Below are 21,227 nucleotides of genomic sequence, written 5' to 3' on the forward strand. Positions count from 1 at the left end.
GCATCCCCCTTCTGTCACCGGGAGGTAGCGAGTATGTGGTTCGGAGGCTCTGGCGGTCCTCGGGCAGGATGGCGGCGCCCTGTATCGTCCCGTCCCGTATGGCCCGACTCCGCCGGGTTCTGGGACAGCGGGGATTGGCCCCGCCACGAGCGCAAGACCGTTGAGCGCGGAGGTGTCCGCGTCGCGGTCTTCGGCCCCTGTGGAGTTTCCCGGAACGAACTGGAGGCCCTGGCCGCGTCAGACGCTCCCGATGACATGGCATGGCGCTGGCCCGGCAGCTACACGGTTGTCCGCCTCGACCATGAAGGCACCACAATCTGGACCGACCTCGGATGGGCCCAGCCCGTCTACATCCTCACCACACGGGGGGTGACCACGTGGGCGTCCAGTTCACTGCTGTTGGCCTCACTGAACGGTCACCGGCCCGACCTGAGTCAGATCACCGACCGCCTGATCGACCCGGACCTGAGTGAGTCGGCGGCCCGCCGATCCTGGTTCGCCGGCGTGGAACGACTGCCGCCCGGACACCGGGTCACTCTGGCGCGGGACGGCACGGTCGGTGTAGGCCGGGTGTGGGTCCCCCGCCACAAGCACGGCCTCGACCACCCGGCCTTGCTGCGGACGGAACTGGACGCGGCGGTTCGCCTGCGCGTAGACACCGCCGATGCTCCTAGCACTGATTTCTCCGGAGGGTTCGATTCCACTGCTCTTGGCCTGATCGCGGCGGAGCACCTTTACCCCCGAAGACGCCGGATCATCGCCTCGACCGTGCACCCCTCAGGCGTGACCAGTGGAGGGGACCTGGACTACGCGCGGGAGGCCGGATGGCACCCCGGCCTTCATCACGTGTGGCTGCCGCTCGGGGACGAGCACGCCCCCTATCAGGAACTGGACCGTGTTCCGGCCACCGACGAGCCCGCGCCCACGACGGTCTCCCACGCCTACTTCTCCGCCCAACTCCACTGGCTCGCTCGTGAGCACGGATGTGACCTCCATATGACCGGAGATGGCGGAGACGGACTTCTGCTGACCCAGGTGGGCTACCTCGCCGATCTCGCCAGAGCAGGGAAGGCCGTGCGGGCGGTGCGTGAGACCGCGCTGTGGGCGCATGTTCGGAAGAAGTCGTGGTTCGATGTGCTCGGAAGCATCCGAAAGAGCTCCAGTCCCCAAGAGGGGCGGCCCTGGGTCAACAAGGTCGCCCGGGAGCAGGAAGCTCCGGTCGCAGAGCTCTTCGAACCGTGTACCCGCTCGCAGCGCTCCGTCATCTCCGCGGTCCTCCCCGCCGGTCGCACCGCGCGCTCCGATGCGCAGATCGCCGAACGGTGCGGGATCGGCCTGCACAACCCCTACTTCGACTCCCGGATCATCGACACCTGTTTGGCCGTCCCGACGAGGGAACTGCCCGGCCCCGCTCGCTACAAGCCCCTGATGGCCGAGGCCATGGCCGGTCTCTTCCCGCCCCGGCTCGCCCGGCGCACGACCAAGGGCGATGCCTCCGCCGACCACTATGGAGGACTCCGCAAGGCCCTTCCCCGTATCACGGACATGCTGGACGGGCACCTCGCCGCGCTCGGCCTGATCGATGTTCCCCGGCTGCGCCGTGTGGTGGCCGACACTGCCGCCGGGCTCTCCAGCGACCTCTATCCGGTGGAGTCGGCGGTGGCGGTCGAGACATGGCTTCGCGCCCTGACCGCCCGGCCGACAACCACATGGCTCATTGAGCGGACGGAGGCCCGGACGTGACCGGCTACATCAGCGCCCCCGACCACATCGTCGCCTGTGATCTCGGTCCGGCCACTGTCATCGTCGACTACCGGACAGGCCGTGTCCGCAGTCTCACCGGCGCTGCGGCTACCTGGTGGACAGATATGGCGCGGTCCGGTGAGCAAACATCCTCCACAGCGCTTCCCAAGGCTGCGGCGAAGACGCTCACCGAGCGCCTCCTCACCGCCGGACTGCTCCACGAGGCCGATGGCCCAAGTCCGTGGAACCCGCCCGTACCCGGACATCCCTGGCGGCCGAGTTGGGGGACCCAGGAACTCGGCTACGGGTTCTCCGACCTGCCGGACGTGCCTCCGGGGCGTCTGGCGCTCGCGTTGCTGGCCCTCGCCGCCACCCTGGCCGTGCGTTCCTGCGGCCCTCGCCGACGCGCGATGGCCCGGTTGGTGCGCCTTGTCCGGCACGCCCGGGCTGGAACACCCGCGACTCCAGAGGAGGCCGAAACCGTAGTCCACGCCGTGCGGAGGGCGGGCCTCTGCCTTCCCGCGCGAGTGGCGTGCCTGGAAGAGTCGGTCGCGGCCGCTCTCACCCTCGCGATGCTGGGATGCGCCGTGGTCTGGTGCCACGGCGTGGCTGGAGACCCCATCGAACTGCATGCGTGGCTTGAGACCTCTGCCGGGAACCCGATCGCAGAACCTCCATCAACAGGGCGCTTTCGGGCCCTGCTCGCCATCCGAACCGAGAAGGAGACCGATCCATCGTGACCGATCCCGTCCTCTGGCTGCGGGGGAAGACCGCCGCCATCGGCCCTATCCGCGCCGACCTGGTTGAGGAGTACTGGCGGTGGGAGCAGGAGATCCCCACGATCGTCGGCTACAACCGCCAAACACCGCAACTGATCGAGAACACTCGCGAGATCTACACCACCGCCTACGAGAACTCCTCGGACCGACAAATCAAGTTCACTCTCTACGACCTGACCGAAGAAGAGCCCGTTCCGGTGGGCGCTGCCATGCTTCTGATCGACCCGGGCTGCGCGGTCGGTGAGTACACGGTCGCGATCGGCGCGGCCGACGCCCGGGGCAAGGGCGTGGGAACGGAGGCGACCCGCCTCGTCCTTGACTACGCGTTCCACGTCACTGGTCTGAACTGCGTCTACCTCACCGTTCTGGAGCCCAATGAGGGAGCGATCAAGGCGTATGAGAGGGCGGGGTTCAGACGGCAGGGCCTCCGCCGCAACTCCAACCAGTGGCTCGGCCAGAAGGTCAACGAGGTCCTGATGGACGCAATCCCCGAGGAGTGGGAAGGTCCCTCACTGGTCAAGAGGTACTTCCAGTTCTGACCGGAACAATGGATGGAGTTCCGCCGGTCGCGGATCGTGGAGCGTCCGCCGAGCGCCTACCCGCGCTGGGAGATGCACAGCCACAAAGTCTTCGCCGAGTGCGGGCGTCCCGTTCGGGTGCTCGACGCCAAGGGGATCGCGTTGTATGAACGGGCTGAACCGCTGCCGGACTACTTCGCGCGTGAGATCCCCCTTCGGACCGCCAAGATACGAACCGTGACCACAGGAAGAAAACGCCCGGCGGGCCGGGGAGCCGTGCGGTGGCTATCGACGGCTGCGATGCTGGTCACCGTGTTTGCGGCACTCGCTTCTGTGGGGGCTTCCCCGTTCGCCCTCAGCCGGCTGGTCGGGGCGAGCGGCCGATGGGAGCAGTCGAGCTTCATCGGCCGGACCTACGGCGCGGTCTCGGCGCTTATCGCGGTGTCTGCCTTGGTGGGGATCTCCGGGACGCCGGTTTACCAGGCGCGCGGTGGAGGAGACCCGGCGGCAGGCGACGGGAGAGCTGCTGCGGATGGCGATGGAGGCCCCGGACCTCGACGAGTGCCGGGGGCCGGTTCCGGAACCGAGTGATCCCACGGTTCGTAAGCGGCAGCTCTACGTGAACATGATCATCTCCCAATGGATGGTCGCCTTCGGGCCGGGGGCGCTCCCCGAACAGCGGTCGCGCGCCATCGCCCGGGAGATGTTCAGCGCCGGACCGGGGCGCGTCTACCGGCGGCGGGCGCGGACGCAGTGACCGGCCAACGATGGCCGATGGAAGGCAGCGCCGCTTCAACGAGGTCCTCGACGAGGCGTACTGGTCGGCCGAGGCCCCTGCCGCGCGCTGACGCATCTCACGGGGGTTCCCGGCAGCGGAGACCAGGACCGCGATGGTCTTGACGCCGGCGTTCCTCGAAACGGACATGTGAGAACGGCGGCGTCAAGGTCATCAGCGATCGTCCGGGGTTCTGACCGGTTGAGTGCTCGGCCTCGCCGGATGGACGCCCCGGGAACCGGAGCGGCGCCAGGAGAAAACCCCCTTCAGGAGTTGGCGGCAAAGCGGTGACTGCGATAGACAGTCGCTGCGCCCCGGAGTGGTCGGAACAGAGCACGGTCTCGTGCTCACCGGGCCGACGCTCCCGTACCGGGTCAGGATGACGGACGCGCGTTCGACTCGAAGGCTAGTAACCTTGGTGTTGGGCGATACACGGCCACCTCTTCCGTTTCCACTGAGAAACCGGAACCAGGGCGTTGGTATCGAACGACATCAAAAAGGACGTTTCCGGCGCTGGTGCGGCTGCGTGCGGCGATGAGCGTCCGCGTCGCCGTTCCCCCTACGATGGGCGCCTGTCAACCCGCTCACGCCGTCGACACCCCGGACTGGGAACACCTCAGACCGCCATGACGGTGGCCGCAGTATCACTTACAGGAGGGCATCCATGGAGACGGCAGAGATCGCTCGCCGCTTCCTCGCGTTTTTCGAGAAAAACGGACACACCGTGGTGCCCTCGGCAAGCCTCGTCGCCGACGACCCCACCCTGCTCTTCGTCCCGGCCGGCATGGTGCCGTTCAAGCCGTACTTCCTGGGCCAGGCCACCGCGCCCCACGCGCGCGCGACCAGCGCGCAGAAGTGCATCCGCACCATCGACATCGACGAAGTGGGCAAGACCTCACGGCACGCCACCTTCTTCCAGATGCTCGGCAACTTCTCCTTCGGCGACTACTTCAAGGAGAAGGCGATCCCGCTCGCGTGGGAGCTGCTGACCTCCTCCATCGCCGACGGCGGCTTCGGCTTCGACCCCGAGCGCCTGTGGGTCACCGTCTACCTCGACGACGACGAGGCCGAGGACATCTGGCTGAACACGGTGGGCGTGCCCGCCGAGCGCATCCAGCGCCGCGACATGGAGGACAACTTCTGGTCCATGGGCGTCCCCGGTCCGTGCGGCCCGTGCTCGGAGATCTACTACGACCGCGGCCCCGAGTACGGCGCCGAGGGCGGGCCGATCGCCGACGAGAACCGCTACCTCGAAGTGTGGAACCTCGTGTTCATGCAGTTCGAGCGCGGTGAGGGCGGCGCGAAGAAGGACTACCCGATCCTGGGCGGGCTTCCCCGGCCCAACATCGACACCGGCATGGGCCTGGAGCGCATGGCCGCGCTGCTGCAGGGCGTCGACAACATCTACGAGACCGACACCCTCGGCCGCATCCTGCGCCGCGCCGCCGAGCTCACCGGCACCGAGTACGGTCGCGACGAGCGCGCCGACGTCATGCTGCGCGTGGTCGCCGACCACATGCGCAGCGCCACGATGCTCGTCTCCGACGGCGTCACGCCCGGCAACGAGAAGGGCGGGTACGTGCTGCGCCGCATCGTGCGCCGCTCCATCCGCAACCTCCGGCTGCTCTCGGGCGACGAGTCGGTCCGCCTGCACGACCTCACCCAGACCGCGATCGACGTGATGGGCGACCAGTACCCCGAGCTGCGCGCCGACGCCGCCGCGATCCACGGCGTGATCGACGCGGAGGAGAAGAACTTCGCCGACACGCTGCGCTCGGGCACCACGCTGTTCAACCGGGCCGCCGCCCGCACCCGCGAGAGCGGTGGCACCGAGTTCTCCGGCGCCGACGCCTTCCAGCTGCACGACACCTACGGCTTCCCCATCGACCTGACCCTGGAGATGGCCGCCGAACAGGGCCTCAGGGTCGACGAGGACGCCTTCCGCCAGCTCATGCAGCGGCAGAAGGAGACCGCCAAGCGCGACGCCAAGGCCAAGAAGCTCGGCAACGCCGACGTCAGCACCTACGCCCGCCTGGCCGAGACGGCGGGCCGCACCGAGTTCCTCGGCTACACCGAGTCCGAGAGCGAGGCGCGGGTCCTCGGCATCATCGTCGACGGCGAGTCCGCCGGCGCCGCGCGCGCGGGCGACAAGGTCGAGCTCGTCCTGGACCGCACCCCGTTCTACGCCGAGAGCGGCGGCCAGCTCGCCGACAAGGGCACCGTCGCGGTGGACGGGCGGGGCGTCGTGGACGTCGACGACGTGCAGAAGCCCCTCATGGGCATGTTCGTGCACCGGGGGACCGTGCGCTCGGGCGAGATCGTCGTGGACGACGTCGTGCACGCCGCCATCGACGCCGACCGGCGCGTCTCGGTGTCCCGCTCGCACTCGGCCACCCACCTCATCCACTCCGCGCTGCGCAACGCGCTGGGCCCCTCCGCCGGCCAGGCCGGTTCGGAGAACCAGCCCGGCCGGCTGCGCTTCGACTTCACCGCGAACCGGTCGCTCGACGCCGCCGACCTCGCGCACGTCGAAGAGGAGGTCAACACGGTCCTGGCCCGCGACATCGAGGTCCAGTACATGGAGACCACCCTGGACAAGGCGCTCCAGATGGGCGCGATGGCCATGTTCGGCGAGAAGTACGGCGACCGCGTGCGCGTGGTGGACATGAGCGACTACTCCCGGGAGCTGTGCGGCGGCACCCACGTCGGCGCCACCGGGCAGCTCGGCCTCGTCAAGCTCCTGGGCGAGTCCTCGGTCGGCTCGGGCGTGCGCCGCGTCGAAGCCCTCGTCGGCATCGACGCCCTGCGCCGCGTCTCGACCGAGTCCGCGCTGGTCGGCCAGCTGTCGGAGCAGCTCAAGGCCCCGCGCGAGGAACTCCCGCAGCGGATCGACACCATGGTCACCCGGCTGCGCTCGGCGGAGAAGGAGATCGAGCGGCTGCGCGCCGCCCAGGTGCTCCAGGCCTCGGCCGGACTGGCCTCGGGCGCCCGCGAGCACGGTTCCACTCTCGTCGTCGCGCACCGCGCGCCGGACGGGACCGGAGCCGACGACCTGCGTAAACTCGCCCTGGACGTGCGCGGTCGGCTCGGTGAGAACTCCCCGGCGGTGGTCGCGGTCGCGAGCGTTCCCGGCGACCGCCCCGTCGTGGTGGTGGCGGTCAACAAGACCGCCCAGGCCGCCGGTCTCAAGGCGGGCGAGCTGGTCGGCGTGGCCGCCCGCGCGCTCGGCGGCGGAGGCGGCGGAAAGCCCGACATCGCCCAGGGCGGCGGAACCGACGCCTCGGCGGTGGAGGCGGCGCTGCGCGCCGTGGAACAGCGAGTGGCGGAGGCTTCGTGAGCGAGCGTCGTCCTGGTGGGCGCGGGGCCGGAGAGGCCCGGAGAACGAGCCCCAGACCGATAACGGCGGCCGTGCCGGACCGCGGCGTCCGCCCGAGAAGAAGGACCCCCCGTTGAGAGACGGCGTGCGGATCGCGGTCGACCCGGGCAACGCCCGGATCGGGGTCGCCCGCAGTGATCCCAGCGGTACCCTCGCGACCCCGGTGGAGACGATCCGCCGGGGTCCCGGAGACCTCGACCGGATCGCCGCCCTCGTACTGGAGCACCAGGCGCGTGAGGTCGTGGTCGGATACCCGGCGTCGCTGTCGGGCACCGAAGGGCCCGCCGCGCGCGGGGCCCGCTCCTTCGCCCGAACCCTGGCGCGCAAGCTCGCGCCGGTCCCGGTCCGCCTGGTCGACGAGCGGCTGACCACGGTCACCGCGCAGAGCCAGCTGCGGGCGGGCGCCACGTACGGCAGGCGCGGGGCCCAGGGAGGCAGGGCCCGCCGCTCGGTCATCGACCAGGCCGCGGCCACCGTCCTGTTGCAGAGCGCGCTCGACACCGAGCGGCGCACCGACCTGCCTCCCGGTGAACTCGTCGAGGGGACGCCATGAACGGCAACGACCGGTACAACGACGCTCCGCGCCGCCCGCGGCGCCCCGATCCACTGGCCGACCCCTGGCCGGTCCGGAAAGAGGCCGAGGAGCGGCGCGGGGAGGCCCGGCACTCCGGTCACGACGGCCGCGGCTACCGGGACGAGCGCGGCGTCGGCCACCGGCAGCGCGCGGAACGCCCCCCGGCCGGCAACGGCTTCCGGGAGAGCGCCGTCCCCCCCGCCCCCCCGGGGACGGGCCCGGGAGAGCCGGCCGACACCGACCGCCCGCGGGGCCGGCGTCGGCGCCCCGGCCCCGCGGACACCGGCTCCTTCCAGGTCCCCGCGTCGGGGTACGAGGCGCTGGACGAACGCCCGCGCGGCCGGAGACGCAAACCCGACAGCGAGGACGCGCCGCCGACCCCGTACAACGGCTTCGAGACGACCGAGCGGTCCCCCGGCAGGCAGAGCCGGGGGACCGCGGTCCCCGAGCCCGCGGACCGCGCCCCGGCCCGTGACCTGGACGAGGCCCCCCCGCTCCGTCCCCGGCGCTCCCATCGGCCCGCCCCCGACCCCGAGCCCGAGGAGGAGCGTCCGCGCGGGTCCCGGCCGGCGCGCGGCCCCGACCTGGACGAGGAGCCCGCGAGGCGACCCCGGCGCGCCCCCGAGCCCGACGAGGACGAGGAGGCCGACGCCTTCGCGCTGCCCTTCGACGACGAGGACGACGAGGACGAGCGTCCGAGCCGCTCCCGGGGCGGGCGCGGGAGGGGCTCGGGCGGCAGGCGCTCGGGCGGCAAGCGCAAGCGGAAGAAGAGCAAGGCCGCGCTCATGGGGGCGCTGCTCGTGCTGACCCTGTTCGTCGGCGTCGCGGGGATCGGCGGCTACACGCTGCTGCGCGCCTACGTCATCCCGCCGGACTACTCGGGCGAGGGGAGCGGGGAGGTCGACGTCGTCATCGAGGACGGCGACTCCGGGACCGCGATCGCCCAGAAGCTGGAGGAGGCCGGGGTGATCGCGAGCGTGCGCGCGTTCACCAACGAGATCCGCTTCTCCGAGACCAACTTCACCCCGGGCACCTACCGGCTGCGCGAGCAGATGAGCGCGGAGGCGGCCATCACGCTGCTGCTCGCCCCGGGCACCCGCGTCGGCATCCAGGTGACGATCCGCGAAGGGTTGCGCTCCACCACCATCCTGGAGGAGCTCGCCGAGCAGACCGAGATCCCGCTGGAGGAGTTCCAGGCGGCCTACCAGGACACCGAGGCGCTCGGACTCCCCGAGTACGCCACCGCGGGGCCCGAGGGCTACCTCTACCCCGAGACCTACACCTTCGACCTCGACGCCTCCGCAGCGGACATCCTCAAACAGATGGTGGTCCAGTACAAGCGGGTCGCCGCCGAGGTCGAGCTGGAGGAGCGCGCCGAGGCGGCCGGGCTCACCCCGAACGAGGTCATGTCGATCGCGGCGATCGTGCAGGCCGAGACCGGCGGGGTGGAGGACATGGGCAAGATCTCCCGGGTGGTCTACAACCGGCTCGAGATCGACATGTACCTGAAGATGGACAGCACCTGCTTCTACGCCCTCGGCGAGTACGGCATCGCGATCAACCTGGATCAGCAGGAGCGCTGCAAGGTGGACGAGAGCGGGTACGACACCTACTTCCACGAGGGCCTGCCGGTCGGTCCCATCGGAAGCCCCGGCAAGGACGCCATCAAGGCCGCGCTGGAGCCGGAGGAGGGGGAGTGGCTGTTCTTCGTGGCCACCGATCCCGAGAACGGCGTCACCGAGTTCGCGGAGACCGAGCAGGAGTTCCTGAACCTGGTCGAGAAGTTCAACCAGTCCCAGGACTGAGGGCCGTCCGCGCCCCTTCCCGCCGCCACGGGCGCGCGGGGAGGGGCGCGGACGGCCGTCGAGCAGTGACGCACCGACAGTGAGGAGACCCGTGAAGCGCGCGGCAGTACTCGGTTCGCCGATCGCCCATTCGCTCTCGCCCGTGCTGCACACGGCCGGATACGCCGAACTCGGCCTGGCCGACCGGTGGCGGTACGACCGCTACGAGTGCGACGAGCAGGGCCTGGCCGCCTTCCTCGACGGGTGCGACGACTCCTGGGCGGGGCTTTCGCTGACAATGCCGCTCAAGCGGGTCGCGATGGCGCTCGCCGACGAGGTCGAGGAGACCGCGGCCGCTGTCGGCGGGGCCAACACCATCGTCTTCGACGGGGGACGGCGGCGCGCCCACAACACGGACGTCGCCGGGATCGTCGCCGCTCTGCGCGAGGCGGGCGTGCGCCGGGTGGACACCGTGACGATCCTGGGGGCCGGCGCGACGGCGGCCTCGACCCTGGCGGCGGTGCGCGAGCTCGGGGCCACCGAGCCCGGCGCGGTCACCGTGCTGGCCCGCTACCTCGCGCGGGCCGGCGGTCTCGCCGAGGCCGCGGAGCGCATGTCGGCGAAGGTGACCCTGGCGCCGCTGGCGGACATCGACGAGCACCTGGCGGTGGACCTGGTGGTCTCCACGGTCCCCGCGGGGGCGGCCGACTCCTGGGCGCGGACCGTGGCGGCCTCGGGCGCGTCGGTCTTCGACGTCGTCTACGCTCCCTGGCCCACCGCGCTGGGGTCCGCCGCGGCCGGGGCCGGTTCGGTCGTGGTGGGGGGTTTCCCGATGCTGCTGCACCAGGCCGCGGCCCAGTTGACCCTGATGACCGGCCGCGCGGCCCCGGTCGAGGCGATGCGCGCGGCGGGCGAGGCGGAGCTGGCGCGCCGCGCGGCCGGGGAATAACCGGCTCGCGTGGGCGTTGTCACAGGCGGGGAATTCGGAAGGCCCGATTCGGTACCGCGGAACGTGGTCCGGCGGTCCGGTTTTCTTGGTAGAGTGAGTCACTGACCTGATCCGGTGCATTCGTGCGCCGGACACGCAAGCGGAGGGTGATCCTCCCACCTGCAGGACCTACGGTTCTACGGGTTCCGGTACTACCGCGCGAAGGCGGAGCCCTCGGGGGCGGCGTCGTCGTTCGGTAGATCGCCCCGCTTGCACCAGCTGGCGGGGTTTTTCGCTGTTCCGGCGCAAGGCCATTCTGGAGACCCCGCGGCAACGAGATACTCGACGAAATTTAGGGAGGGGTCCCATCAGCGCTGAGCAGCCCCGCATTAACGACCGCATCCGGGTGCCCGAGGTCCGCCTCGTCGGCCCCAACGGGGAGCAGGTCGGAATCGTCCCGGTAGGCGACGCACTCCGTCTCGCCCAAGAGGCCGATCTCGACCTCGTGGAGGTCGCACCGACCGCCCGCCCGCCGGTCGCCAAGCTGATGGACTACGGCAAGTTCAAGTACGAGTCCGCGGTCAAAGCCCGTGAGGCGCGCAAGAACCAGACGAACACGATCATCAAGGAGATCAAGCTCCGCCCGAAGATCGACCCGCACGACTACGAGACCAAGAAGGGTCACGTGGTGCGGTTCCTCAAGGGCGGCGACAAGGTCAAGGTGACGATCATGTTCCGCGGCCGGGAGCAGTCCCGTCCGGAACTGGGCTTCCGCCTCCTGCGCAGGCTGGCCGAGGACATCCAGGAACTGGGTCAGGTCGAATCCCAGGCCAAGCAGGACGGCCGCAACATGGTCATGGTGATCGGTCCGCACAAGCGGCGCGCCGAGCACAAGGCCGAGGCGCGTGCCGCCGCCGAGGCCGCCAAGGCCCGTGACGGGCACGAGCAGCCCGGCGCCTCGGCCGAGTAGGGCCGGACAACACCAGCCTGACGCATCAAGACGAGCGCGGTCGCGCGGCCCGCACGGGTCGCGCGCACCCCGCTCTCTTCATGCGTGGTGTGAACATCCGTGCCGCCGCCAGACGGCGGCACGCTGACTGAGTAGCGAAAAGGAGCGACGGCGCCATGCCGAAGAACAAATCGCACAGTGGAGCCAGCAAGCGTTTCCGCGTCACCGGCACCGGCAAGATCATGCGTCGCCGCGCCAACAAGAACCACCTTCTGGAGCACAAGCCGACCAAGCGCACCCGTCGCCTCAGCCCCGACGTGCAGCTGGCCCCGGCCGACACCCGGAAGATCAAGAAGCTGCTCGGCTAGTCGGCCAGGCCGTCCGCCGGACGGTTTCGGACCGGGGCCACGAGGAGGGCCGTGCCGGGCCGGTCGTCCTGAGTGAGGCCGCCCGGGCGGGGACCCGCACCGCGGGAGCCGCCCTCCGTCCGAAGGCCCGCGCAACCTCCCTGGCGGTTCATCGTCGGACGTGATGCAGTCCGGCACGTAAGTTTCAACTGAGGAGTCACAAGTGGCACGCGTGAAGCGGTCTCTCAACGCAAAGAAGAAGCGCCGCGTCGTTCTCGAACGCGCCAGCGGTTACCGCGGCCAGCGGTCGCGCCTGTACCGCAAGGCCAAGGAGCAGATGCTCCACTCGATGACGTACGCCTACCGGGACCGCAAGGACCGCAAGGGCCAGTTCCGTCGTCTGTGGATCCAGCGCATCAACGCGGCCTCCCGCGCGAACGGCCTGACCTACAACCGCTTCATGCAGGGCCTCAAGGCCGCGGGCATCGAGGTGGACCGCCGCATGCTCGCCGAGCTGGCCGTCAACGACGCGCCCACCTTCGCGGCGCTGGTCGAGACCGCCAAGAAGGCCATCCCCGCTCCGGCCAAGTCCGCGGCCTGAACGGCGGCGTAACCGTAGCGATGGCGAGCCACGAGTTCACGAGTATTCGGTCCCCCAAGATCAAGGGGGCTCGTCGGCTCGCCAAACGGGCCTTCCGCCAACGGGAGAGACACTTCCTGGCGGAGGGCCCACAGGCGGTCCGCGAGGCGCTGGCCTCGCCGGACGTCGTGCGGGAGCTCTACAGCACCGCCGAGGCGATGAACCGGCACGCCCCCCTGGTCCAGGCAGCCGAGGCGGTCGGGATCCCGGTGCACCGCGTCACCCTCGAGGTCATGGGCGAACTGGCCCAGACGGTGACACCGCAGGGCCTGCTCGCCGTCTGCTCCTTCGTCGACGTCCCCCTCTCCGAACTGGGGCCGATCCGGCTCGCAGCGGTGCTGTCCCACGTGCGCGACCCCGGCAACGCCGGGACGGTCCTGCGCACCGCGGACGCCGCGGGCGCCGACGTCGTCATCTTCACCGACGCCTCCGTCGACCCGTACAACGGCAAGTGCGTGCGCGCCTCCGCGGGAAGCCTCTTCCACCTGCCCGTCGTGGTGGGGCCGCGGATCGACGAGGTCGTGCGCCACCTGCGCGAGGCCGGTGCCGCGATCCTGGCCGCCGACGGCCGGGGCGACCGCGACCTCGACGCCGCGGCCGACTCCGGGGATCTCGGAGGCCCCGTGGCCTGGGTCTTCGGGAACGAGGCGTGGGGACTGCCCGAGGAGACCGTCGCCCTCACCGACGGCGCGGTCAGCGTCCCCATCTACGGCGACGCCGAGAGCCTCAACCTCGCGACGGCCGCCGCGGTGTGCCTCTACACCACGGCCCGCGAGCAGCGCCGCGGCCCTGCCGCGTCGAACTGACCGAAGGCCCCGCGAACCCGGCCGACCAGCCGTGTGTCCTCTGCTATGCGCCGTGCGCGTGGCGACCCCTAACACGGGTAACGTACGGTCGCGGCTGCTCCGCGTCGGAGTGGAGTACCACCCCGTCACACAGTGTCCATGATCGTCCTGGGATATCGGTGGAACAGGGTTATTGTCGGATTGCCCGCTTACCCACGGTTGCCGATACGCTCTTGGCTTCGGCCCCCGTGGTGACGTGCGCGGAACTCTGTCCGCCGCTCTCGCAGGTCGAGGTCGGCGGCCCGCGCGTAGCCGTCGCGGCCGGCGGGTAATGATCTTGGAGACGGTGTCCGACCGGTTCCGTCCGGACGCAGGGTGTTGCACAACATGGGCTGTTCCGTGCTCACGGAGGCGCGGATGTTCACATATGGCTTGGGAGGCGGTCGTGGGTGGCGACCAGTCGGCAGTCGGTGACCACGGTCGTGACGCTCTGTTCTCGGCCGAGGACCTTCCCGATGGGATCCTGGTGGCGGACCGTGACGGCCGGGTGATCGTGTTCAACCGGATGGCCGCCCATCTGACCCGGACGCGGGCGGGCGACGCCATCGGCCGCGACTTCCGAGACGTGCTGCCCCTGCAGGACCCGGAGGGGCGGGACTGGTGGAAGTGCACCGACCCCTACGGCGGTCTGCGCATCCGGGTCCGCCAGCCCGAGCGGCTGCTGCTGCTCGCCGACAGGCGCGAGGTCATGATGGCCGCGCGGTACGTGCGGCGGAGCCCCAACGGGGAGCTGACCCGCCTGGTGGTGACCTTGCGCGACGCCGCCTACCGCGCGCGTTCCGAGCGCTCCAGCGCGGACCTGGTCTCCACGGTCGCCCACGAGCTGCGCTCCCCGCTGACCAGTGTCAAGGGCTTCACCGCGACGATGCTGGCCAAGTGGGAGCGGCTCAACGACCGGCAGAAGCTGTTCATGCTGGAGACCGTCAACGCCGACGCGGACCGGGTCACCCGCCTCATCACCGAGCTGCTGAACGTCTCCCGCATCCAGTCCGGCCGTCTCGAGGTGCGCAGGCAGCTCGTGGACCTGGGGGAGCGGGCGCGCCGGATCGTCGCCGGGCGGGTCGCCGGCGGGGACCCCGAGAACCGGTTCCGGCTGGACGTGCGAGGCCCGCTGCCGGAGATGTGGCTGGACGCCGACAAGGTCGACCAGATCATCTCGAACCTGGTGGAAAACGGGCTGCGGCACGGCGCTGGTACTGTCACCATAGTGATCGAGCCGTATGGGGGAGGGGCAGCAGTGTCGGTGCGCGACGAGGGCGAGGGCATCACGCCCGAGGCCGTTCCGCGCGTCTTCCGCCAGTTCTGGCGCGGCAAGCGGCGTGGTGGCACCGGGCTCGGGCTGTTCATCGTCAAGGGCCTGGTCGAGGCCCACGGCGGCACGATCACGGTCGGCCGCGCGCCCAGCGGCGGGGCCGAGTTCCGATTTACCATGCCCGCCGGTACCCCCGAGTTCGTCTGACGGCCTCGGAAACGGCGGGCTCAGAGCGTGTCGGGCAGACGCCTCCGACCGCCTCCGCTGTGCGATGCTTCTCGGGGTTCCGCGGGTTTCGCGGTTTCGCGCGGCACGGGTCCGGAACGGTCTCCCGGCCGCGCTCCCAGGACGTGTTCGGAAAGTGATTCCGGGACGGCTCGCGTTCCTCCGGGGCGGGGCCGCCGGACGCCGCGAAGGTCATCCCGGTCGGCCGTCCGAGCGGCACCGACGGCACCGCGGACGCGGGCCCGGAACGGCTCTCCGAACACGACCCGGGACTTCCTTGTCGGTTTGAGCCCACCCGCCGCACGGCGGTGGGCCGTGACGGTCCGTCCCGCAGCCTCTGCGAGGGCGGAGAGGCAACCACCTTATGTCTGCACCCAACAATTCCTATGACCCCGTCGAGGTGAGCGCGCTGCACCCGGACGAGGTCGAACGCATGCGCACCGAAGCGCTCGACGCCATCGCGAAGGCCGCCGGCCTGGAGGAGCTCAAGGAGGTCCGGATCGCGCACGCGGGGGACCGCTCCCCGCTGGCACTGGCCAACCGGGAGATCGGCGCGCTTCCGCCGGCGGCCAAGGCCGAGGCGGGCAAGCGCGTGGGCGGCGCCCGCCGCGCGGTCTCCGAGGCGGTCAAGGCGCGCCAGTCCCAGCTCGAGGACGAGCGCGACGCCCGCGTGCTCGTCGAGGAGGCCGTCGACGTCACCCTTCCCTTCGACCGGATCCCGCGCGGCGCCCGGCACCCGCTGACCACCGTCGCCGAGCGGATGGCCGACATCTTCGTCGGCATGGGCTTCGAGGTCGCCGAGGGGCCCGAGGTCGAGGCCGAGTGGTACAACTTCGACGCGCTCAACTTCCTGCCCGACCACCCGGCCCGCACCATGCAGGACACCTTCTTCGTGGCGGGGCCCGACGGCGCCGAGTCCGGTCTGGTGCTGCGCACCCACACCTCGCCGGTGCAGGTCCGCTCGATGCTGGACCGCGAGCTCCCCGTCTACGTGGTGGTGCCCGGTCGGACCTTCCGCACCGACGAGCTGGACGCCACCCACAGCCCGGTCTTCCACCAGCTGGAGGGGCTGGTGGTGGACGAGGGGATCACGCTGGCGCACCTGCGCGGCGCGATCCAGGTGTTCGTCGAGCGGATGTTCGGCGAGGGCCTGCGCACCCGCATGCGCCCGTCCTACTTCCCGTTCACCGAGCCGTCGGCCGAGGTCGACATGGAGTGCTTCGTGTGCCGGGGCGCCTCCGTGGGGAACCCCGACGCCCCCTGCCGGACCTGCTCGTCGGAGGGCTGGATCGAGATCGGCGGCTGCGGCGTCGTCAACCCGCGGGTGCTCACCGCCGCGGGGGTCGACACCGAGCGCTACAGCGGTTGGGCCTTCGGCCTGGGCATCGAGCGGACACTGATGTTCGCCCACGGTGTGAAGGACATGCACGACATGGTCGAGGGTGACATCCGGTTCACCGCGGCCTTCGGGATGGAGATGTGATGCGGGTTCCCCTTTCCTGGCTGCGCGAGTACGTCGAACTGCCCGAGGAGGTCACCCCGCGCGCTCTGGCGTCGGCGCTGATCTCGGCCGGGCTCGAGGTCGAGACCGTCGACGTGGTCGGCGCCGACATCACCGGCCCCGTCGTGGCGGGCCGGGTGCTGGACATCGAGGAGCTCACCGGGTTCAAGAAGCCCATCCGCTTCTGCCGGGTGGACGTGGGCGGCGCCAACGGCACGGGCGAACCGCAGGAGATCGTGTGCGGTGCGCGCAACTTCGCCGAGGGCGACCTCGTCGTGGTGGCGCTGCCGGGCGCGGTGCTGCCCGGCGACTTCGCGATCTCCGCGCGCAAGACCTACGGCCGCGTCTCGGCGGGCATGATCTGCTCGGCGAGCGAGCTGGAGCTGTGGGAGGACCACGCGGGCATCATCGTGCTGCCCGAGGGCGCCGCCGATCCCGGCGCGGACGCCTACGGCCTGCTGGGCCTGCGCGACGACGTCCTGGACATCGCCGTCACCCCGGACCGCGGCTACGCGCTGTCGATCCGCGGCGTGGCCCGCGAGGCGGCCGCCGTCTACGGCGTTCCCTTCACGGACCCCGCCGACGTGGCCCCGCCCGAGCGGAACGACGGCGGTTACCCGGCGGTCGTGGCCGATCCCGAGATCTGCTCGCGCTACGTGCTGCGCGGCGTGAGCGGGTTCGACCCCGCCGCGCCGAGCCCGCTGTGGATGCGCCGCCGCCTGCACCTGGCCGGGGTGCGCTCCGTCTCCCTGGCGGTCGACGTCACCAACTACGTGATGATGGAGCTCGGCCAGCCGCTGCACGCCTGGGACCGCTCCGCGTTGCGCGGCCCCATCGAGGTGCGCCTCGCCAAACCGGGCGAGAAGCTGGAGACCCTCGACCACGTGGTGCGCGAGCTGGACCCCGACGACATCCTGATCACCGACGACTCCGGGCCGATCAACATCGCCGGGGTGATGGGTGGTCTGGACACCGAGATCGGGGACGCCTCCACGGACGTCCTGATCGAGGCCGCGCACTTCGCCGAGACGCACATCGCCCGCACCTCGCGCCGCCACCAGCTCTCGTCGGAGTCCTCCCGCCGCTTCGAGCGCGGCGTCGACTCCGCGGTGCAGATGGCCGCGGCCACCCGCGCGGTCGCCCTGCTCGCCGAGCTGGGCGGGGCGGTCGTCGACGACGGCGTCACCCATCTGGACCTGGGAGCACCTCGCGATCCCATCGTGGTCCGGGCGGACAACGCGGGCCGGATCGCGGGCGTGGCCTACCCGGTCGAGACCGAGATCGCGCGGCTGCGCCTGGTGGGCTGCGAGGTCGTCCAGGACGGGGACACGCTCTCCGTGACCCCGCCGACCTGGCGTCCGGATCTGACCGACCCCAACGACCTGGCTGAAGAGGTCATCCGGTACGAGGGGTACGAGAACATCCCGGCGGTTCGGCCGAGGGCCGAGGCCGGCCGCGGGCTGACCCGTGGCCAGCGGCTGCGCCGGGGAGTGGGCCGGACGCTGGCCGACGCCGGGTTCAGCGAGGTGCTCAACTACCCGTTCATGGGCGAGCGGGACCTCGACGGCCTCCAGTTGGAGCCCGGTGACGCCCGCCGGTCCGCGCTGCGCCTGGCCAACCCGCTCAACGACGACGAGCCGCTGCTGCGCACGACCCTGCTGCCGGGCCTGCTCAAGGCACTGGTCCGCAACGTCGGGCGCGGGTTCGGCGACGTGGCGCTGTTCGAGATGGGCCTGGTCTACCGGCCCGAGCCCGGCGCGCCCGAGCGGGCTCCGATGCTCGGCGTGGACCGCGGTCCGACTCCCGAGGAGCGTGCCGCCGTGGACGCGGCGATCCCGAACCAGCCGCGCCGGGTCGGCGCGGTGCTGGCGGGACAGCGCGAACGGGCCGGATGGTGGGGGCCGGGCCGTGCCGCCACCTGGGCCGACGCGATCCAGGCCGCACGCGAGGTGGCCGCCGCGGCCGGGGTGGAGCTCGTGGTGCGCGCCGACCGGCACGCGCCCTGGCATCCGGGCCGCTGCGCGGCGCTGTACGTGGCGGGGGCCGACGGCGAGCGGCTCGTGGGACACGCCGGTGAGCTGCACCCCCGCGTGGTCAAGGCGTACGGGCTGCCCGAGCGGGTCGCGGCCGTGGAGGTCGAACTGGACCTCGTCGAGGCCGCCGCCGGTGCCGCGACCGCGCCGGAGGTCTCCACCTACCCGGTGGCCACCCAGGACGTCGCGCTCCTGGTGGACGGGACGGTGCACGCGGCGGACGTCGAGGCCGCGCTGCGCGAGGGCGCGGGCGCGCTGCTGGAGAGCGTCCGGCTGTTCGACGTCTACACCGGTGAGCAGGTGGGCGAGGGGCGCAAGTCGTTGGCCTACTCGTTGCGTCTGCGGGCCGGCGACCGCACGCTGACGGCGGAGGAGGCCACGGCCGCGCGCGACGCCGCGGTGGCCCTGGCGGCCGAGCGCACGGGAGCGGTGCTGCGCGGCTAGGGGGAGGAGGGGGCGCGTCCCGGCCGGGCGCCGGGGCGTGGTCCCCTCCGGCCCTGGGGGCGGCGAGGCCCCGACCGGCCGAGATCGGCCACGACCGGTCCCCAAATTAGTTATCTAGGAAGATATTTCTTGCATATGATGGAAGCGGTCGCACCGTGGCGGCCGCGAGGGGGGACCGTATGAATACGCAGGCAGGGACGACGGAGACGATCACCGACGACGACCTCATCACCGGTTGGGGGCTGTTCCACGAGGCGCTCTCCGCGACCGACCCGCTCCTGCTGCGCGGGATCGACCCGTGCGGGAAGGACATGTCCGGCCCGTGGTTCGAGGTGCTGATCCGCCTGCAGCGCTCGCCCGACCACCGGCTTCCGATGAGTCAGCTGGCCCGTGAGGTGTCCCTGAGCAGCGGCGGGTTCACCAAGTTGGCCGACCGTCTGGAGCGCAACGGCTACCTGGCCCGTCAGGCCTGCCCCTCGGACCGTCGCGTCACCTACGCCGCCCTCACCGAGGAGGGGCTGGCCCTGGCCGAGCAGGCCCGGGCCAAGCACGTGGCGCTGCTGCGCGAGCACGTGCTCGGCCCACTGGGCCTGGAGGGCCTCCAGGCCCTGGCCGCCCAGGCTCGCAAGCTGCGCGACAGCTCCCGCGAGTCCGGCGGCCTCTAAGGCGTGTCTGGACAGTGCTTCCGGCCGTCCGGTGCCCGTTCTCCCGCTGATCTTGGCCTTTCCGGGGTCTCAAAGGCGCTTGAGACCCCGGAAAGGCCAAGATCAGCGGGACCGGCGTGCCTCCGCCGACGATCGGGGAGGCCCCGGGCGGGACGCCGCCGGTCTTTACTAAAATTGGCGTTCTTCGGGACAATCACTCCCGATAGCCTTGTGGGTCGCACCCGTCTGGGGCATGGGGTGCGAGACGCGGAACGTCCGGGGGAAGCAGACTCATGAAACTCATCGCCAACGCGGCCGAGATGCGCGCCATTCCCCGCTCGACGGAGTTCCGCAACGGCGGGGTGTCCTTCTGGTACCGGGACGCGGGCCTTCCCGAGCGCAGAGCCCCGCTGCCCGGCGACGCCGACTACGACGTCTGCGTCGTCGGCGCCGGGTACACCGGCCTGTGGACCGCCTACTACCTGAAGAAGGCCCGGCCCGACCTTCGGGTGGCGGTCCTGGAGCGCGAGTTCGCGGGCTTCGGCGCCTCGGGGCGCAACGGCGGATGGCTGTCGGCCGAGTTCGCCGGGTCGCGCGAGCGCTACGCGGAGTCGCACGGCAAGGGCGCGGTGATCGCCCTGCAGCGCGCGATGATGGCCGCGGTCGACGAGGTCATCGAGGTGGCCGAGGCCGAGAGCATCGACGCCGACATCGTCAAGGGCGGCATGCGCACGGTGGCCACCAACCCGGCGCAGAAGGCCCGCCTCCTCGAGGAGATCACCTACCTGCAGGAGTGGGGCTACTGGCCCGAGGACTTCTACCTGCTGGAACCCGACCACGAACCGCGCCTGCGGGTGGACGGAACGATCGCCGAGGCCTTCAGCCCGCACGCCGCGCGCGTCCAGCCCGCCAAACTCGCCAGGGGCCTGGCCGCGGCGGTCGCGGCCCTGGGAGTGGACGTCTTCGAGGACACCGCCGTCACCGAGATCAGGGGGCGCCAGGGCGGCGAGTCGGCCGCGGCGGTGACCGAGCGCGGCACGGTGCGCGCCGCGCACGTCATCCGCGCCACCGAGGGGTTCACCGCCTCGATGGCCGGCGAGCGCCGCCAGTGGCTCCCGATGCACTCCTCGATGATCGCCACCGAGCCGTTGAGCGCGGAGGCGTGGAAGCGCATCGGCTGGGAGGGCCGCGAGGTGCTCGGCGACGCCGCGCACGCCTACGTCTACGCCCAGCGCACCGCCGACGACCGCATCGCCATCGGAGGGCGGGGCGCGCCCTACCGCTTCGGTTCGGGGCACGACAACAACGGCGCCACCCAGCCGCAGGCGATCGCCGAGCTGTGGCGCGCCCTGGTCCGGCTGTTCCCCGCGGCCTCGGAGGTCCCCGTGGCGCACGCCTGGTCCGGTGTGCTGGGGGTGTCCCGGGACTGGTGCCCCACCGTGCACCTGGACTCCGCCGAGGGGCTGGGCTGGGCGGGCGGTTACGTCGGCAGCGGCGTCACCGCGTCCAACCTGGCCGGCCGTACCCTGCGCGATCTGGTGCTGGGCCGCACCACCGAGCTGACCAGGCTGCCCTGGGTGGGACACCGCGCGCGCGGCTGGGAGCCCGAGCCGCTGCGCTGGATCGGCACCCAGGTGAGCCACGGCCTCTACCGCACCGCGGACCGCCGCGAAGCCGACCACGGCGCGGAGACCTCCACCTTCGCCGACCTGGCCGCCAGGATCTCGGGCCGCTGAGAAGACGCGGGTCCGTCACGGCGTCGAGCGGGCGGTCGTCCAGGGCACCGCTCGGAGGCGGCCTCGCTCCTATCCTTATGCAGTGACTTGCATAATCTTCCAGAAGAGTGCATGATGGTGCACGCCAAGCACCA

The 21,227-nt window shown here is 71.2% G+C and carries 18 protein-coding genes; all 18 read left to right on the top strand.

Annotated elements, in window-relative coordinates:
* The first annotated feature begins 33 nt into the window (after positions 1–33).
* Positions 34–1,743 carry an albusnodin/ikarugamycin family macrolactam cyclase gene (locus tag EV190_RS22055; RefSeq protein WP_133743529.1) on the top strand — a complete coding sequence of 570 codons (1,710 nt, stop codon included), beginning with the start codon at positions 34–36 and terminating at the stop codon, positions 1,741–1,743.
* The gene (locus EV190_RS22060; RefSeq protein ID WP_133743530.1) at positions 1,740–2,483 is read left to right on the top strand and encodes a lasso peptide biosynthesis B2 protein; all 744 of its coding nucleotides are present in this window, start codon (positions 1,740–1,742) and stop codon (positions 2,481–2,483) included. Before EV190_RS22055 ends, EV190_RS22060 begins: the two co-directional genes overlap by 4 nt.
* The gene (locus tag EV190_RS22065; RefSeq protein ID WP_133743531.1) at positions 2,480–3,061 is read left to right on the top strand and encodes a GNAT family N-acetyltransferase; all 582 of its coding nucleotides are present in this window, start codon (positions 2,480–2,482) and stop codon (positions 3,059–3,061) included. The genes EV190_RS22060 and EV190_RS22065 overlap by 4 nt, the downstream gene beginning before the upstream one ends.
* 12 nt (positions 3,062–3,073) lie before the next feature.
* Positions 3,074–3,631, top strand: coding sequence for a DUF6879 family protein (locus EV190_RS24445; protein WP_341770571.1), 558 nt, complete (start codon positions 3,074–3,076; stop codon positions 3,629–3,631).
* A complete protein-coding gene (locus tag EV190_RS22070; RefSeq protein ID WP_133743532.1) occupies positions 3,531–3,797 on the top strand; it encodes a DUF6082 family protein in 267 nt (88 codons plus the stop codon). The genes EV190_RS24445 and EV190_RS22070 overlap by 101 nt, the downstream gene beginning before the upstream one ends.
* Before the next feature lie 682 nt (positions 3,798–4,479).
* On the top strand, positions 4,480–7,152 hold the full coding sequence (gene alaS / locus EV190_RS22075; RefSeq protein WP_133743533.1) for an alanine--tRNA ligase: 2,673 nt from the start codon (positions 4,480–4,482) through the stop codon (positions 7,150–7,152).
* Positions 7,153–7,264: 112 nt separating this feature from the next.
* Positions 7,265–7,744, top strand: a complete 480-nt coding sequence (gene ruvX / locus EV190_RS22080; RefSeq protein ID WP_133743534.1) for a Holliday junction resolvase RuvX — start codon at positions 7,265–7,267, stop codon at positions 7,742–7,744.
* The gene (gene mltG, locus EV190_RS22085; protein ID WP_133743535.1) at positions 7,741–9,570 is read left to right on the top strand and encodes an endolytic transglycosylase MltG; all 1,830 of its coding nucleotides are present in this window, start codon (positions 7,741–7,743) and stop codon (positions 9,568–9,570) included. The genes ruvX and mltG overlap by 4 nt, the downstream gene beginning before the upstream one ends.
* A gap of 91 nt (positions 9,571–9,661) precedes the next feature.
* On the top strand, positions 9,662–10,498 hold the full coding sequence (locus tag EV190_RS22090) for a shikimate dehydrogenase (RefSeq protein ID WP_133743536.1): 837 nt from the start codon (positions 9,662–9,664) through the stop codon (positions 10,496–10,498).
* A 346-nt stretch (positions 10,499–10,844) separates the two neighbouring features.
* A complete protein-coding gene (gene infC, locus EV190_RS22095; protein ID WP_279536635.1) occupies positions 10,845–11,447 on the top strand; it encodes a translation initiation factor IF-3 in 603 nt (200 codons plus the stop codon).
* A 155-nt stretch (positions 11,448–11,602) separates the two neighbouring features.
* Complete coding sequence (rpmI, locus tag EV190_RS22100; RefSeq protein ID WP_133743538.1) at positions 11,603–11,794, top strand: 50S ribosomal protein L35; 192 nt, start codon at positions 11,603–11,605, stop codon at positions 11,792–11,794.
* 202 nt (positions 11,795–11,996) lie between these two features.
* On the top strand, positions 11,997–12,374 hold the full coding sequence (gene rplT, locus EV190_RS22105; RefSeq protein ID WP_133743539.1) for a 50S ribosomal protein L20: 378 nt from the start codon (positions 11,997–11,999) through the stop codon (positions 12,372–12,374).
* Positions 12,375–12,394: 20 nt separating this feature from the next.
* Positions 12,395–13,219: a TrmH family RNA methyltransferase gene (locus EV190_RS22110; RefSeq protein WP_133743540.1), complete on the top strand. Its 825-nt coding sequence runs from the start codon at positions 12,395–12,397 to the stop codon at positions 13,217–13,219.
* 406 nt (positions 13,220–13,625) lie between these two features.
* Positions 13,626–14,717 (top strand): sensor histidine kinase, encoded by a 1,092-nt coding sequence (locus EV190_RS22115; RefSeq protein ID WP_133743541.1) that lies wholly within the window; start codon positions 13,626–13,628, stop codon positions 14,715–14,717.
* A gap of 382 nt (positions 14,718–15,099) precedes the next feature.
* A complete protein-coding gene (gene pheS, locus EV190_RS22120; protein WP_133743542.1) occupies positions 15,100–16,218 on the top strand; it encodes a phenylalanine--tRNA ligase subunit alpha in 1,119 nt (372 codons plus the stop codon).
* Positions 16,218–18,713 carry a phenylalanine--tRNA ligase subunit beta gene (gene pheT, locus EV190_RS22125; protein ID WP_133743543.1) on the top strand — a complete coding sequence of 832 codons (2,496 nt, stop codon included), beginning with the start codon at positions 16,218–16,220 and terminating at the stop codon, positions 18,711–18,713. The genes pheS and pheT overlap by 1 nt, the downstream gene beginning before the upstream one ends.
* 179 nt (positions 18,714–18,892) lie before the next feature.
* The gene (locus tag EV190_RS22130) at positions 18,893–19,378 is read left to right on the top strand and encodes a MarR family winged helix-turn-helix transcriptional regulator (protein ID WP_133743544.1); all 486 of its coding nucleotides are present in this window, start codon (positions 18,893–18,895) and stop codon (positions 19,376–19,378) included.
* Between the two features lie 272 nt (positions 19,379–19,650).
* Complete coding sequence (locus EV190_RS22135; protein ID WP_133743545.1) at positions 19,651–21,093, top strand: NAD(P)/FAD-dependent oxidoreductase; 1,443 nt, start codon at positions 19,651–19,653, stop codon at positions 21,091–21,093.
* Positions 21,094–21,227 lie beyond the last annotated feature (134 nt).

This window comes from Actinorugispora endophytica, assembly GCF_004363075.1.
Lineage (GTDB): Bacteria > Actinomycetota > Actinomycetes > Streptosporangiales > Streptosporangiaceae > Actinorugispora > Actinorugispora endophytica.